Source organism: Citrobacter sp. TBCS-14 (assembly GCF_005280805.1).
GTDB lineage: Bacteria > Pseudomonadota > Gammaproteobacteria > Enterobacterales > Enterobacteriaceae > Citrobacter > Citrobacter gillenii.
The window spans coordinates 512,764-527,375 of the sequence record NZ_SZWM01000185.1 but is presented as its reverse complement, the minus strand read 5'-3'; the positions used below and the strand labels follow the sequence as shown (position 1 = coordinate 527,375).

7 protein-coding genes are annotated in these 14,612 nt (G+C 52.0%); 6 read left to right on the top strand and 1 reads right to left on the bottom strand.

Going from position 1 to position 14,612, the window contains the following annotated elements:
- Nucleotides 1-95 precede the first annotated feature (95 nt).
- The 6 genes from rclA (at nucleotide 96) to FDX22_RS11145 (ending at nucleotide 4,958) form a co-directional block, all read left to right on the top strand.
- Nucleotides 96-1,421: a reactive chlorine resistance oxidoreductase RclA gene (gene rclA / locus FDX22_RS11170; RefSeq protein ID WP_146717200.1), complete on the top strand. Its 1,326-nt coding sequence runs from the start codon at nucleotides 96-98 to the stop codon at nucleotides 1,419-1,421.
- Nucleotides 1,422-1,598: 177 nt separating this feature from the next.
- Nucleotides 1,599-1,835, top strand: a complete 237-nt coding sequence (rclB, locus tag FDX22_RS11165) for a reactive chlorine resistance periplasmic protein RclB (RefSeq protein ID WP_170973021.1) — start codon at nucleotides 1,599-1,601, stop codon at nucleotides 1,833-1,835.
- A gap of 11 nt (nucleotides 1,836-1,846) precedes the next feature.
- Nucleotides 1,847-2,407, top strand: coding sequence for a reactive chlorine resistance membrane protein RclC (rclC, locus tag FDX22_RS11160; RefSeq protein WP_115259157.1), 561 nt, complete (start codon nucleotides 1,847-1,849; stop codon nucleotides 2,405-2,407).
- A gap of 388 nt (nucleotides 2,408-2,795) precedes the next feature.
- Nucleotides 2,796-3,491: a pilus assembly protein PilZ gene (locus FDX22_RS11155; protein WP_117342180.1), complete on the top strand. Its 696-nt coding sequence runs from the start codon at nucleotides 2,796-2,798 to the stop codon at nucleotides 3,489-3,491.
- A gap of 21 nt (nucleotides 3,492-3,512) precedes the next feature.
- Nucleotides 3,513-4,094, top strand: coding sequence for a LuxR family transcriptional regulator (locus FDX22_RS11150; RefSeq protein WP_170974163.1), 582 nt, complete (start codon nucleotides 3,513-3,515; stop codon nucleotides 4,092-4,094).
- Nucleotides 4,095-4,190: 96 nt separating this feature from the next.
- Nucleotides 4,191-4,958 carry a bifunctional diguanylate cyclase/phosphodiesterase gene (locus tag FDX22_RS11145; RefSeq protein ID WP_146717199.1) on the top strand — a complete coding sequence of 256 codons (768 nt, stop codon included), beginning with the start codon at nucleotides 4,191-4,193 and terminating at the stop codon, nucleotides 4,956-4,958.
- A gap of 144 nt (nucleotides 4,959-5,102) precedes the next feature.
- Here FDX22_RS11145 and FDX22_RS11140 read toward each other — a convergent pair whose 3' ends face one another.
- Nucleotides 5,103-14,453 carry an autotransporter outer membrane beta-barrel domain-containing protein gene (locus FDX22_RS11140; protein WP_146717198.1) on the bottom strand — a complete coding sequence of 3,117 codons (9,351 nt, stop codon included), beginning with the start codon at nucleotides 14,451-14,453 and terminating at the stop codon, nucleotides 5,103-5,105.
- Between the last annotated feature and the right edge of the window lie 159 nt (nucleotides 14,454-14,612).

Sequence of the window (14,612 nt, the reverse complement as noted above, 5' to 3'; positions counted from 1 at the left end):
TGACATAAATAAGCGCGTTATGGATACGCTGTTCATGTTCGTCAGTCCTTATACTTCGGGTTAACAAATGAACAGTGATTTTGCAAAGAGGCAGTATGAATCAGTATCAGGCGATCATTATTGGTTTTGGCAAAGCAGGTAAAACGCTGGCGGCGACGCTGGCAAAAGCAGACTGGAAGGTGGCGATTATTGAGCAGTCCAACACCATGTATGGCGGGACATGTATCAATATCGGCTGTATACCCACTAAAACACTGGTGCATGATGCCGAAATGCAGCATGACTTTGCCGCCGCAATGCAACGCAAAACAGACGTTGTTCGCTTTCTGCGTGATAAAAACTTCCATAACCTTGCCGGTCTGGACAATGTCGATGTGATTGAAGGGCGCGCTGAGTTTGTTGACAACCATACTGTGCGGGTCATCCAGGCGACCGGCACGCGTGAACTTCGCGGCGAGAAGATTTTCATTAATACCGGTGCGCAGTCGACGATACCTGATATTAAAGGATTATCCAGCACACCTGGCGTATTCGACAGCACTGGATTGCTGAATCTGGCGCAGCGTCCTCAGCGGTTGGGGATTTTGGGCGGCGGGTACATTGGCGTGGAATTCGCGTCCATGTTTGCCAATTTTGGAAGCAAGGTCACTATCTTTGAAGCCGCGCCGCTATTTTTACCGCGTGAAGACCGGGATGTCGCTGATGCCATTGCCCGCATTTTGCGCGACAAAGGTGTCGAGCTGATTCTGAATGCCAATGTACACTCTGTATCGTCCCAGGACGGTGCGGTACAGATACAGATGCCAGAAGAGACGCATTCGGTGGACGCGCTACTGATCGCCTCGGGGCGTAAACCGGCAACGGAAGCACTGCAACTGAAAAATGCTGGCGTGGACGTCAACGATCGGGGCGGAATTATCGTGAATAGATATCTGCGCACCTCGGCAGATAATATCTGGGCCATGGGCGACGTGACTGGCGGATTGCAATTTACCTATATCTCGCTGGATGATTTCCGCATTGTGCGCGACAGTTTATTGGGCGATGGGTTGCGCAACACCGGCGACCGCCAGAATGTGCCGTATTCCGTGTTTATGACACCGCCGCTTTCTCGCGTGGGGATGAGTGAAGCGCAGGCCAGAGCCAGCGGGGCGGAGGTTCAGGTCGTGACGTTACCCGTTACGGCGATCCCGCGGGCTCGGGTGATGGATGATACGCGCGGTATGCTCAAAGCCGTGGTTGATGTGAATACCCAACGGATATTAGGTGTATCGCTATTGTGTGTAGATTCACATGAAATGATTAATATCGTTAAAACCGTTATGGATGCCGGATTACCCTATACCGTTTTACGTGACCAAATATTTACCCACCCGAGCATGAGCGAATCATTAAACGATCTATTCGCATTAGTTAAATAATAAAACGCTGTGTCTGCCTTTTTGCCCCACCCGTGTGGGGCTTTTTTTATGCGTGTAGCACAGTACCTAAATAATACGTATGAACAGTTATTCTGGCGTTACGGATGGCAATAAATAGAATGTGTGAGTTTATTATATTAACACTGAATTGACTGGTTAATGGAAATAGAAATGAATATGTTGAAAGCAACTTTACTGATGACCTCTTTACTGACTGCACCTGTCACGTTTTCCGCGCTGGCGCAGTCGCCAACCGAAATTGCCCACGTTAGCGTGTCAGCCGTCTCCGCCGCGCCTTCTGTGATTGAGGAGGCCATTGCAAAACTGGCGCAGGAGAAACAGGCATCATCGTGGAAAATCACCTCAATGCGTATTGACAGCAGCACTTACGCTACGGCGATTTTGTACAAGTAAGGGCGGTTGGTATGGAAAAATATCTTCGCTTACTGGGCAAGGCCGATCGCATCGGATTAACCCTGATTCGCCTGAGCATCGCCATTGTGTTTATCTGGATTGGATTATTAAAATTCGTTCCATACGAAGCCGACAGTATTACGCCATTCGTGGCCAACAGTCCGCTAATGTCATTTTTTTATGAACATCCGCAAGAGTATCAGCAGCATTTGACGCATGAAGGGGAATTTAAACCGCAGGAGCGGGAATGGCAAGCAGCGAATAATACCTACAGCTTCTCTAATGGACTGGGCGTGGTTGAGATAATTATTGCCTTGTTGGTGCTGGCAAATCCGCTCAGCCGCAGGTTGGGATTAATCGGCGGGATTCTGGCATTCGCCACACCGATTGTCACCCTGTCTTTTTTAATCACCACGCCGGAAGCATGGGTTATGCCGCTAGGCGATCTGCACCACGGTTTCCCGTATTTATCGGGGGCCGGGCGGCTAGTGTTAAAAGATACATTAATGCTGGCGGGTGCAGTAATGATTATTGCGGATTCAGCTCGGACCCTCGTTAAGCAGCAGTACTGATTTTCTCACGTTGTACCCTCTGTAAGATAGTATGCCACTAGAGTTTAATACGGTAATTACCGGAGCCAGCATGATGCTGGCTTTTTTTTGCCATAAGCTAAATTCGTTATCCCCAAACCCCTGCTGAAAACGTCTTGTTATTCTTTTTTGTTATGCTTGTTGCGCAACTTCGCGTGGTTTTAGACTTCACTTCAGCTAGAATTAACCCGTATCAAACGTTTTTACATATCAATAAAACATTAAAGATAGTTAAAAACTTAAATTTTTATCAACAGTTTGACATGGAATCCACTAAGGTAATTAAGCGCCAGGAGTGGATGCTGATTTCGTGTTTTTGTCTGCGAACAAGACCGGAACATTTCTTAAATATGGAAATAAGGGTTTGAGAATGAGCTTTGGATTAGCAAAGGACAACAAGTTTGAAATCATAGCGATCCTGCGCGAAGAGTTGCACAAGAAGACTAAACTGGAAGTCTTATGTGAAAACAACAGCGTTATCACACAGTTAGAAAAGATTGATTTCGAGCGCTTTGTGCTTTCTCCGCACAAAGACATCGTTCCTGAAAAGGTCCAATACTTCATCCTGCACAGTGATAGCGGGATTGTTAAATTTAGCGCCAGATACGAACAGGCGTCCGCAGGTGATGCGCAAGCAGGGTTGTCGTACCTTATCCCGGATATGATTTTCTTTGCGCAACAGCGACAAAATCAGCGTTTCTCCTTCCTCAAGGGCTATGATTTTTTCTGTTCTGGTCGTTACAAAAACGGCGAAAATTACTCACTGAAGGTTAAAAATATTTCTCAGGGGGGCTGCGCATTAATCGTTAAGGATGTGAATGCACGATTCCTTTATAAAGATGCGGTTATTAAAGGTGCCGCCCTGGATTTTGATGTGTTTGGCAGTTTACTGCTTGATCTCAAAGTGATTGATGTCGTCATGATCAATGAGTTTGATGATGATAATCAGTTGTACTCCTGCTACCAGATATCGTGCGAGTTTGACTATAAGAACCGTCGTGAAGAGGCGGAAGTCGAGAAAATAATCATCAAATTTTTAATGAGTAATAAGATTCGAAGTTTATAAGGAACGGTGAACAGGATGTTGATGTGCGGCACTGATAATTTTGTGGGCAGCGGTATGTTCGCCTATCTGACAAGTAAACATGTCCCTATCAAAACATTCCCGTTTGAGGATATGTTGCAGCAATCATCATTGTGCCAACATCAAACAATGGTTTTTAATATCATTAACAATGAACAACCGTGTTCTGCAATTGTGCAGTTTTTGAATAAAAACCGATTTAAATTTTATAATAACGTTATTGTCATTGTCGCTGACAGTTTGGTGGCGAAATTATGTGTTGAGTTATTATATGTGGAAAAGACCATTGTCCTGACGGAAAAATCATCACTGCGTGATTTTGGACAACTGGCTACGCTGGCGGTTGGGAAATGGAATCCCCGACTGTATCGGTCGCAGAAAAGGCTCACGGAAAGAGAACAGCAGATCCTCAATCTGTTGGTAAGTGGTTATACTGCCAGAGAAATTTCTGAATTAGTCAGTTTGAATTATAAAACGATTCAAGCGCACAAGATGCGGGTCGTTACGAAACTGGGACTGGCCAATACCTCTGATTTAAATAAATTAATTATTAGGTTTACCCATAGCTTGTCTTTTTTACCCTGATCTGAATATTCTTTTCTGATGTGAAATACGTAAAAGTAGATACAATTTGGGAGTGATTTCGACTGGTTTTTGTTGTGGTGATGGGGGGGAAGGGGTGTGTTAGATTCCAGTGATGTGCTAACGGCGCTTGAAAAAGCATTCAATACCAGTCAGCTTTATATGGTTTATCAACCTATTTTTAACTTACAAACCCACACTATTAGTGGGTTTGAAGCGTTAATGCGTTGGAATAGCCCACAGATGGGCATGATCTCCCCTGATGTTTTTATTACGGTGCTGGAAAATAGCGGCAATATATTTTCCATAGAGGAGATGGTAAGCAACCCTCCATGGGACATTGCCGCCTCCTGGCCAGACCCTCTTTCTCTCTCTGTTAATATTTCTGCCCTTGAATTCTGCGATCCACTGCTCCCACAACGTGTCAGACAAAATCTCGCCGCCAGTGGACTACCTGCTCATCGATGCCAAATAGAGATCACGGAAACGTCGCCGCTGTGCGACAGCCAGATAGCCGCTAAAAACATGACAGAACTGAAGGCGATTGGGGTGAAGCTGGCGCTTGATGATTTTGGTACCGGGCACGCGAACCTTAATTATCTGCTGAAGTATCCGTTTGATACCTTAAAGATTGATAAAGAATTTGTTGCAGGCATCGAGCCCGATACCCGATCGGCAAAGATCGTTGAGGGTATTATTACATTAGCGCACAATTTTGGCATTGAAGTGCTGGCTGAAGGGGTAGAAACCCATGCCCAGTTAGAACGTTTGACGCTGATTGGCTGCGATAAAATTCAGGGTTTTTTTATCTCTCCTCCGGTGATGGCCGAAGACATTCCCGCACTGTTAACCCAATTTAGCCGTTAATCACTCTCTCCCTGGGCTATAACGCCTTTTCCTGATGGAGGCGCACGCGCGTTATCCGGACAACCGCCGGACAACCGATGTTGATTCCCTCGCGCATAAAAAAGCCCCCTGTAATTACAGAGGGCTGGCTACGTTTACGTTAGATTAAAACGATTTCTTAAAGCCAATAGAAGCATTCACCGGGGCTTCAATCTGCGACTTACTGCTGCCGTTGCTGAATTGCGTACCCAATTCACCGTAGACCTGCACATTCCGGTCAATAGACCAGCTCAGACCGGCGGCGACTTCGGTGCTGGAGTACTGCTGTGACGATTCCAGCGTAGTGGTGGCAACCGCATTGCTAAACTGCGTCTTGTCTTTTGAACCCAGACCCTGCCAGACGTTCACCCGGCCGTAAGGCTGGAATTTGCCGTGGTTGGTATCATAGTCTGCGACCAGACGCACACCCAGACGCGCGGTAAACGAATCGGCGGTATCCATCTTGACCTTCGTTTGGGTGACGCCATCCAACGTACTGTTATCGAAGTTGCTGTACTGATAGATCAACTGCGCCTGAGGCTCCAGACTCCAGGCGCTGGCGCCTAAACGGAATGACTTGCCCACTTCCGTTGAGGCCGTCAGCGTATTGCCTTTCACCGTGTGCGAGCCGTTATTTCCGGATGCCGACAGACGGGATTTATGGTTACCGTACTGCAGGACGTTGTCGACATACATTCCGTCATCCGAGAACCAGGTGGCATAACCGCCAACGTAAAACGCGTTGTCATCGATATTACCGCCTTTGCCATCGCTGCCAGTTTTGGTGCCTTTAACACTGCTGTCGATGTCGAGCACGCTGGCATACATCCCGGCTTTCCAGCTTTCATTGGCGTACATATCGACGCCGACCTGGATGCCCATGGTATGTGAACTGGTTTGTGTCCCTGTCGCATCATCCAGTTTGGTTTTGCCGGAGTAACCAATCATTCTGGCCCACGCACGGTTATCTTCATCAATACCCGGTTTCACCTCGTCACCCATACGCTGGTGCATGTTACCCAGCAGGCTGATGTCACCCTGGCGAACGACGCTGGCGAGGCCAGAGTACAGCATGGTTTCCGGACGGTATTCGCTTCTCAGATACCAGTTTTCACCCTGACCTTGCGCGTTACCGGCGTGCAGTTGGTACTCAAATGCACCCGCAGCCATGCGTTCAGCGGCAAGATGGAAGGCGTCTCGCGAGGTCTGCGCGGTGGTGGTGGCGCCATTCAGCGCGGTGACCACTTCGATGCCGTCACCCACGGTAGGCGCGCCGAGGCCGGAGCCGTCAACATCAAGCAACGTTTTCCCGCTGGCTTTACCGCCGTCGATAATCAGGCGATCGGCAATACCCGCGCCGCGACCATTCTGCGTGGCTGCCATGTTGATAGTGCCTTTCTCGCCGGTGTAGTCTCCTTTGACGGTTAAGGTTGTACCAATTTGCTGACCGATAAGCGACACATCGCCGCCGTTACTCAGCCTGGCTACCGTCTGGTTGTAGCCTTGGGTGTTAAGCGTAGTGTCCGCAACCACATAGTGGTGCGACGCCGCGCTCAGGGTGTTGGTATCACCCGCTTGCAGCACGCCGTGGGTAATCAGCGTTGCGCCGCTGTAGCTGTTTTTACCCTGCAACTCGGTGGTGCCGTTGCCGGTCTGGTGCAGTTGACCTTTGCCGCTGATATCACCGGTTAATGCCAGGGTATCAGCGCGATTGACGCTGAGTACGCCATTATCAACGATATCACCCTGAATGCTGCCGATATCGCCGCCGGTGCCGAGTTGTAATACGCCCTGGTTGATGGTGGTACCGCCGGTGTAGGTGTTATCCAGCGTCAGGGTGAGTGAACCTTTGCCGGTTTTAATCAACTGACCATGACCTTCGACTTCGGTCAGCAGGGATACATCGTGCCCGTTGGTGTCGAACGTCCCGCCACCGGATTCCAGCGTTACCTGACGTGCGGTATCGAACGCGTCGCCATATTTCAGCGTACCACCATTAAAGGTGATGCCAGTATCTGCTGCGCCAAGGTGGGTATCACCGGCTACCTGAAGCGTACCTGAAGTGATAGTGGTGCCACCGCTGTAGGTATTGTCGCCCGTGAGGATCAGCGTACCAAGATCGCCTTTATTCAGGCCGCCGGTGCCACGGATCACGCTGTCAATGGTGGCGGTGTAGTTAACGCCGTCTACCGTACCATCGCCAACGCGGATCAGCGTATTGGCGGTATCGGTGGTGATAGCCTCCCCGCCGACGCGATAGCCGTCGGTGGCGAACTGTGCACCGCTGATGATGACGTCGCCTTTGCTGTTATCGACCGTCACATTGCCTGCCTCGCCCTGGAAGACGGCAAACGCGGCATCGGTAAATGGCGCGTTCAGCGCGCCTTCTGGCGTGGATTCATCGGTGGTCCAGTTGTCATTCCCCTGGCTGGATTGCCAGATCCCGTCGCCACCGTTAATCACGCCGTTGTTTTTCAGGTTGCCGTTCTCACCGCCGGTGCCGTCCCAGAAGCGCAGCGTCAGCCCGGCATGGTTGACCAGGTTTACCTGATTTTTAACCGAGGTTTGTACATACAGGCTGTCCGCGGCTTCCGGTGCGTTAGCAATATCCATCACGTTATTGGTCAACGTGCCGGTATAGTTGATCACGCGATAAACCCCAACGTCAAAACTGCCGTTCGGTGAGGTCTCGATGTTGAGCTTGCCGTCAAGCGTCAGATCGCCGTTGACATCAATCAGATCGTTGAAAGCTCCGCCTGGGGTATAGGCCTGACCAAACTGATAATCCAGCTGTGCGTTATCGCTTAGCGTCAGCGAACCGGTGGTCAGTTTACCGACGCTGTTGATGGCCGCACCGGCGGTAATGTGACCGTTATCCTGCACATCCACCGCGCCGCCGATAATGCCGTTACCGCCGAGCGTAGCGCCGGTTTTCACCGTGACCTGGCCGGTTGCGGCAGACTGATTACCGTTGACCAGCAGCACGCCCTGGTCAACATCCGTGATGCCGGTCCAGGTGTTGTCGCCGGTCAGGGTCAGCGTACCGTCGCCGATTTTCACCAGGCTGCCGTCGTTGCCGCTGATAACGCCGCTGATAGTGTCAGCCAGATTTAGATTACCCAGCGACAGTTGCTTGTTACCCAGCTCGACATTACCCGCACCGGACAGTGAACCGATGGAGGTGGCGCTGTTGACTGCGCTGACATCCACCAGGCCGTCCGCCAGGTTTTTGACCACCGTATTTTCCGCCATCGCGTTATCAGCCGCGGTCATCAGGCCGCTGTTGTTTACCGTGGCATTGCCGCCGCTGGCGTTGTCTTCCAGTGCCAGGGTGCTGTCTTTCGCTACGTTGACCGTCGCGTTAGCGGCGGTGGTTTTATCGCGTAATACTGCTTTCGCTTTACCTGTCAGATTCAGGTTGGCGCTGGCGGCAGTGACGGTATCGGCCAGCGTTAACAGACTGTCGGCGATGTTCATGGTCAGCGATGTCAGGCTGGTGTCTGCACCATTGATATTCAGCGTTGCGCCGTTATTGACGTTAACAGTGCTGCTTTCATTGCTGCCGAACGCTCCGGTTTTGCTGACGTTAACCGTCACATTATTACTATTCCCGGTCCCGGCAATTTCGGTTTCCCCTTGGTAGCTGTTGGCGCGGTCAAGCGTTAAGCTGCTGCCCGCATCGCTCGAGCTACTGGTCACTTTCAGCTTGCCATCTCCGGTAATATCGCCGGTTGGGGTGAAATGGTGCGAATTGAGATCAAACACCGCCGCGTTAGCATTGGCGCCCAGCTCGATGGTACGGTCGCTGGTCAAATCAGCGCCCAGTTGCAGCGTGGAGGCGTTATTGATGACCAAATCCGTGCCACTCTGGCCGAGGTTGCTGTCGGCGGAGATTTGCAAGGTGCCGCCGTCAATACGCGTGCCGCCGCGATATTCGTTATCACCGCTGAGGATTAGACGGCCGAGGTCGGTTTTCACCAGCGTCAGCCGATCGCGGGCGCTGGCCTCGCGAAGGATAGATTCAATGGTCGCGGTATAGTTTTGTCCCGCGCCACCCGCCCCGACGCGCAGCAGCAGTTCACCGGTGCCCGGCGTTTGACCCGCATGTGTGGCCGTTTCGGTGGTGGCATAAGCGTTGAGCGCATCGCCTTTCACGACATAGCCGTCGGCGTCAAACTGTGCTCCGGAGAAATTGACGTCACCTTTGGCGTCATCCACGGTGACGGTACCGCCTTTGGTGGTAAACACGGCGAAGGATTTCTGCGCCCACGGCGCGTTGCCCTCGCCGGTGGCCGTTGTCCAGTTGTTGTCGCCCTGATCGCCAATCGCCATCCATTTGCCATCGCCGCCGTCAATCTTGCTGTCGCCTTCAATGCCCGATTTACCGTGACTTTGGTTGACGGTTGCGCCGTCCCAGAATTGCAGCGTGACGCCGTTGGCGTTGACCAGGTTGACCTGTTTGTCGATAGAGGTCTGGACAAAAATGTTGTTCTTATCCTGACTGTCTGGCACCGCGCCCAGCTCCAGCGTCCGGTTATCCAGCGTGCCGCCGTAGTTATAAATACGGTACACACCCGGTCCAAAATTACCGCCCTGAGACGTGGTGACGTCCAGCGTCCCGTCCAGTTGCAGGTTGCCGGTGAGAGTAATCAGGTCATTCAGCGCGCCACCCGGCGTATAAGCCTGACCCAGCTCGAAGGCGGAGGTGGTTTTGCTGCCCAGTTGCAGGCCGCCGTTAATGGTTAACGTTCCCGCACCGCCGTCACCCGCGCTGAGGGTCGAGGCGTCGTTCATCAGCACGTTGCCGCCGATAATACCGTTACCGCCAAGCGTGGACATGCCGCTGACGGTGGTTGCGCCCGTAGCCGCACTCTGATTACCGTTTACCAGCAGCGTACCGTGGGTGACGGTGGTGTCACCGGTATAGGTGTTATTGCCCGCCAGGCGCGTAATGCCACCGCCGATTTGCTGCAGCGCGCCGATACCCGAAATCACGCCGCCGAGCAGCACATTATTGGCGCGATTAATCGCCAGTACGCCGTTGTCGAGGATGTTTGATACGGCGCTGATTTCGCCGGTATCGCCGCCGGAACCTAACTGCAGCGTCCCCGTTTGATCAATGGTGGTAGAACCGGTGTAGCTGTTATTGTTGGTAAAGACCGTGGTCCCGCCTGCCTTACGTTCAAATTTCCCGTCACCGCTGATGACGCCGTCGTAAATTTGCGCGGCTGACGTATCGCCCTGGGTATCAAAGATAACCCTGCTGCTGGTGCCCTGGGTTTTCACGTCATAATTGCCAATGGTCGCGGCGGTGCTGGTGGACTCGACGTGGTCGCCGGTATGCAGCGTTGCACCATCGTTTACGGCAATGGTTTTGCTCGCCAGACTCAGATTTTCAACGACGCGGACATCCGCGTTTGACCCGGTAATGGTCAGCGAGTCCCAGCCGGTGCCAATGTTGGTGCCGGTGGTCTGGTTGTCGCTGTTCAGGCTGCCAATTTTTGCACTGTCGCCGTGGGTGTTGGTGAAGGTGAGGGCGTTGCCCGTACCCGCAGCGGTAATGATGTGGCGCGTTTTATCCAGCATCACATTGCCGATGCTGGCTTTATTGTTGCCGCCGGTGCCGGCGAAATTCACCTCGCCCGCAAAGGTGCCGTTTTGCCAGTTAAAGGTGTCCTTACCTTCACCGGTGTTGATCACGCCGCTGGTCACACCGCCGCTGATATCAATGGCGTCATTACCTTTACCAGACTGAATGGCTACGGCCGTGTCGTTGATGGCCTGCAGGGTGCCGGTGTTGGTGATTTTTTTATTGCTGTCACCGCTGGCATCAATCACCGGTGCGCTGGTGCTGGCAGAGATAATTTTGCCGCTATTGCTGACGGCGAGGACGTTCTTCGCGATGATCGCTGAGCCGCCTGCGCCGTCACGTACATTGATATCGGCATTGGTGGTGAGCGCGCCATCAGTATTTGCGCGAATACCGCTACCTTCAGCCTTAAGGACCTCAATGGTATAGCCTTTGCCTATGCTCAGGTCGCCCGATGTTTCGCCGCCATCGCGTTGTTCAAAGGCGAAGCCGGTACCTTTCCCGTGAACGTTGAGGATATTTCCCTCGCTGTAGAGATCGGTCATGGTGAGTGCCACGCTGGTGCGGATCCCTGCGCCATCGTTGGAGTCAATGGTCACGTTGCGCAGCAGGATATTGTTGTTGTTGGCATCGTTTTGAATGCCTGCGCCAGTTCCATCGGCGCGGATCATCACGCTTTGCGCGGACAGCGCACCGGCTTTATCGGCGAGGCGAATACCGTCAGCGGAACCGTTGGTGGTAATACTGTCACCGGAAATGCCATTAATCAGTAAACTGGCACCTTCAGTCAGTAGAACCCCGGCAGTACCATCATCGACCAGGATTTGGCCCAGTTTATTAATCTGCGCACTGGCTCCCGAAGCCTGAACACCGATACCGTCACTGACATGCAGGGCTTTGTCGGAATTGTTGGTGAAACGCCCGCCTTGCTGTACATCAACACCGATGCTGTCGGTGCTGGCTAGATCGATAATGGCGTTGGCACCAAGGGTCAGATTGCCTTGGTTTCTTGCCACATAGGCAATAACCTCGTTACCGCCAGTTTCAGAGGTGATCTTCGCGTTTGAGGTGAGGGTAGTTGCAGTCGGGTTACCTTGCACCTCGCCATTCAACTGATGCGCCTGACCGTCAACAATCCCGGCAATGGTTCTTTCGCCGGTTAAATTGATGGTGGTTTTATCGCTGATGTTACCTGTTGCGCCGCCTTCAATCAGCAGGGCTGCGGAATCGGAGCCTTTCACGCTAAACGTGGCTTCGCCGGTGTCTACACTACTACCTGCGCCGGTGGCGAGGACGCCGACGGAGTTTTTGCCGCTTAAGGTCAGGTCGAGATTGGAACTCGAATTATCTTTCGGGTTGGTCGTATTACCTGCAAGTTTTGCACCATTAGCGATACGAAAAATAGTGGTGTTAGCCTGACCGTTGTCATTCATCACCGCCTGACCAATGTTGGCGGTAGCCCCTTTGCCATACAGGTAATAACCAATCTGGTTGGTGCTGTTGAATAGTGGACTGCTCAGGGTGTCGACATTCGCGATGGCGTTATCACGCACGTGCACGCCGATGTTCCCGGCTTTGTTAAGTGTGATAGCGGAATCGACGTTGACCGTCGCCTGACCATTAACGCCACCCTCAGCCCAGATAGCGTAGTTACGGTTACCCACACCGCCGGTACCGTCTACCACAATAGAGCCTGAGTCGCTGGTGGTCACCAGGGCATTTTTTTTCGTCGCGCTGACGTGAATGCCGACGTTGTTGGTGCCATTGACGTTGATCTTGCCGTCATTGCGAATGATCTGACCATTTTCAGCGCCACTGTCACGAACAGTGATGCCGTAGTTCTTGATATTCCCTCCACGACCATCGCCATTGACCACAATATTGCCGGTATTCAGCACGTTGCCTGTCGCGTTGCCGATCAAGATCCCCGCAGCGTTGCGTATGCCGACGCCCAGCGTGATGAGCCCCTTATTGATGACCTCGCTGGCACTTTTGGTCATGATCCCGGCGCTTGGGCTGGAGCCGCCTGGCAGGGTGGCATCCAGGGACAGGTCATTGGCGTCGCGGCCAAGATAAATAGAGGCATTCTGCGCGTTGGTAAAGGTCGCGTTGTCGGCGACTTCTACGCCAAAGGCGGTGCCTTTACCAAAGGATGCGCTGTTTTTGCTCCCGTCGACGATATTGATAACGCCGTTATTCACGCCCTGTGCAGTGTTGGACAGTTGCATGCCAATGGCCAGCGTCAGCGAGGTATCAGGATCATCTTTACTCCAGGGATCGGCGGCAGAGGCGGTACCGAAGTTATCGGTGGTGATGGCCTGGTTGATGGTGCCGTTGTTGGTAATGGTGCTGGCGCCTTGCCCCTGCATGCCAAATGCGCCGTAGCTGCTGACCTTTTGATTGCCGTCTTTATCAATAAACAACCCGGAGTTGATGGTGCCGTGGTTGGTAGCAATGGCGTCTTTCGCCAGCATGCCGATGGCCAGACTTTGCCCGCCGGAGGAACGCAATGCGTTCAGTTCGCCGAGGTTAGTGATAACCCCACCGTCAATGGCTTTCATTACGCCATTAATGCTGCCGTCAACGGCGATCATCGCACCTTGGTTCAGGGTGCCGGTAGTCCCAGCGCCGTTGGCATAGATGGCGTGCAGCTCACCACGCCCGGCGGTAGTGTTATTCGTATGCGACAGGCCGTCGGTCCAGACGTCATAATCCCAGGAGATAACGTCAGATTTTTTACCGGAACTAAGCACGTTTTCAATCAACTCGGCATACTTCGCTTGCGCAGCGGATACCGTCGTTATTTGGCTATTTTCGGCATCCAGCCACAGCTGGATCTGGCTGACTTTTTGTCCATCCGGTTTTTGTGCGGCGTCATCACTTTCGCCTAATAGCCAGCTATTGAACTCAGCCAGCTCAGCGGCCGTTGTAATCGAGATCGTTTTGGTACCTGTTTCGATAACCTCACCGGCATCGTTATAACCGTAAGCCATTAGCGTTACATCAGTGCCAAATACGGAGGTGGTTTGTGAACCGTTAAATGTTTCCGTTGGTACAACCGGGGCAGCGTTGAATTTTATGTAGTTATCGGACTGCCAGTTCACCTTGCTGTTGGCGCCCTGCGCTTGCAGCAGTGAGGAGTCCTTGGCCAACAATTCGATGGTATTGGCCTTGTCACGTACGTAAAGCGTGTCGTTGCCAATATTCAGATTGGCGATGCCTCCGTTTGTCGCCAGAGCGATACCAAATTGCTTATAGACTTGCGTTTGCTGTGGATCATAAGTGTTCAACACCGCATCACCGAGTTGTGATTCGGTGATAAACCCGGACAATGCACTGGTATCAAAGACTTTAATCGGCTCGGGTTCTCCCGGAAGCGCCGGATCAAAAACATCAAAGTCCGTGCTCTGCGAAGGTTTCGCCGATTGAGTATGAGTCAGGTATTCTGCCAGTTGCTCCACGGTGGAGATCGTTTTGACATTCTGATCGGGGCTGGTGGCTTTTAGGGTGATTTTTCCGTCTTGCAGCAGCTCTCTGATGGTGGTTGACTCCACAACGCCGCTTTGACCTGGGGCAATCGTTGGGATTGCGCCGCTGATGTTGAGCGCCTGACCGGTAGAGTTATCTTCATATAAGAAGCCATAATTATGAATTCCCTCATTTACCTCAGCTGAAATACCTCTCTGATAGTCAGTATAAATATTGTGCTCACCTGTATCGATAATCGGTGCCGCAGATGCCAGCATTGAAGCACCGCTTAATGCACTGGCCGCCAGTACCGTGACAGTTTTACGCGAACTGCTTTTTTTCTTGCCTTTGGTTAATTCGGAAACGACAACCCAGATACCGAGTACCGCGTTCCAAATAATGCTGTAAACTTTATTCATATATAACCCTTATCTGCATTTTATATTGCATGCGTTATTACGTTGAGTTGTTGGCTATGGTTGGCACGCGGGAGTGCTACCTGGCAGGTCGATTTTTAAAAATGGGGATGCCTTCCGGGTTTCGCGGAATAAAAGACGAACTGAAAGTGAGTCCCTTAT